The sequence below is a fragment of the Blastomonas sp. genome, assembly GCF_041747255.1.
GTDB lineage: Bacteria > Pseudomonadota > Alphaproteobacteria > Sphingomonadales > Sphingomonadaceae > Blastomonas.
Window position 1 is genome coordinate 1 of the sequence record NZ_JBGTFM010000431.1, and the last position, 1,608, is coordinate 1,608.

The window sequence follows — 1,608 nt, forward strand, 5'->3', positions numbered from 1 at the left end:
GATCGCCGCCGAGCTGGGCGAGCGCGCACCCGCGCTGCGGACGGTGCGCCGCGCGACCCGGATGGGCTTGTGGATATCGGTCATCAGCGGGCTGCTGGGACTGGGGATCTGCCTGCTGCTCGGCCCGCTGATGCGCGTCACCGGGCAGGACGAGACCATCATCGGCCTCGCGAACCAGTACAACACGGTGATCATCTTCTCGCTGATCCCGATGCTGTTCAACAATGTGCTGCGCAATTTCGTCTCGGCGCTGGGGCGGCCGGTGTTCGCCACCGCGATCACCGCGGCTGGCATCGGGGTCAACGCGCTGGCCAATTACGCCTTCATCTTCGGCAATCTGGGCGCGCCCGAGCTGGGCCTTCGCGGCGCGGCGATCGCCACGATCATCACCGCGCTGTTCACCTTCGGCGCCTATATGCTGGCGATCCGGATGGACCGGCGGCTGCACCGCTATCACGTGTTCGGCCGCTGGTGGTCGCCCGACTGGGCGCGCGCCTGGACCATCACCAAAATCGGCACTCCGATTGCGCTGACCATCACCGCCGAGGCCGGCATCTTCGGCGCGGCGGCCTTTCTGATGGGCAATATCGGCGCCAGCCAGCTCGCCGCGCACACGATAGCGCTGCAGATCGCCGCGCTCGCCTTCCAGGTGCCCTTCGGGATCGGCCAGGCAGCGACAATCCGCGTCGGCTATTTCTACGGCGCGCGCGATCCCGTGGGGATGCAGCGCGCGGGCTGGTGCGCGATCGTGATCGGCACCGGCTTCATGGCGCTGACCGCGCTGGCGATGGTGCTCGCCCCCAAGCCGCTGATCGCGATCTATCTCGACCCCTGGGATCCCGCCAATGCGGTGCTGGTGGGCCTTGCCTTGCAATATATCGTTATCGCTGCGGCCTTCCAGCTGTTCGACGGGATGCAGGCGGTCGCGGCGGGGGCCTTGCGCGGCCTGCAGGACACCCGCGTGCCGATGTGGATCGCCGCCTTCTCCTATTGGGTGCCCGGGTTCGGGACCGCGATGGTGCTCGGCTTCGCCACTCCGCTCGAGGGCGTGGGGGTGTGGATCGGGCTCGCCATCGGGCTGACCTGTGCGGCGCTGCTGCTGACCTGGCGCTGGCACCGCCGCGAGGCGCTGGGGCTGACGCAGCGCCCCTTGCGCGTGGATTGAACGGCCCGGCAAAAAACCGCTTCGAGCGAAGAATTTTTAGCTGAACGCCGGTTGACTAAGCACGGGCGCATACACATATGCGACCCGCTGGCACTCACCCCCCGTGAGTGCCAACTTGCAATTCAACCCTCTTAAAGGAAGGTCAAACTATGGCATTTCGTCCACTGCATGACCGCGTATTGGTCCGTCGCATCGAAGCCGACGAGAAGACCGCAGGCGGCATCATCATCCCCGACAGCGCCAAGGAAAAGCCCAGCGAAGGCGAGATCATCGCCGTCGGTGAAGGCGCCTACAACGAGGACGGCGATCGCATCAAGCCCGACGTCAAGACCGGCGACCGCATCCTGTTCGGCAAATGGTCGGGCACCGAGGTCAAGCTCGATGGCGAAGACCTGCTGATCATGAAGGAAAGCGACATCATGGGGATCATTTCCTGATCCGCT

At 65.5% G+C, this 1,608-nt stretch carries 2 protein-coding genes; both read left to right on the plus strand.

Annotated elements, in window-relative coordinates:
- On the plus strand, positions 1–1,165 hold a 1,165-nt coding region (locus tag ACEW8G_RS14535), incomplete at its 5' end, for an MATE family efflux transporter (RefSeq protein WP_373489119.1).
- A 149-nt stretch (positions 1,166–1,314) separates the two neighbouring features.
- A complete protein-coding gene (groES, locus tag ACEW8G_RS14540) occupies positions 1,315–1,602 on the plus strand; it encodes a co-chaperone GroES (protein WP_067609626.1) in 288 nt (95 codons plus the stop codon).
- Positions 1,603–1,608: the final 6 nt, after the last annotated feature.

Coding starts and splice junctions, on each gene's coding strand:
- groES (WP_067609626.1), top strand. CDS start 1,315: ATGGCATTTCGTCCACTGCATGACCGCGTATTGGTCCGTCGCATCGAA.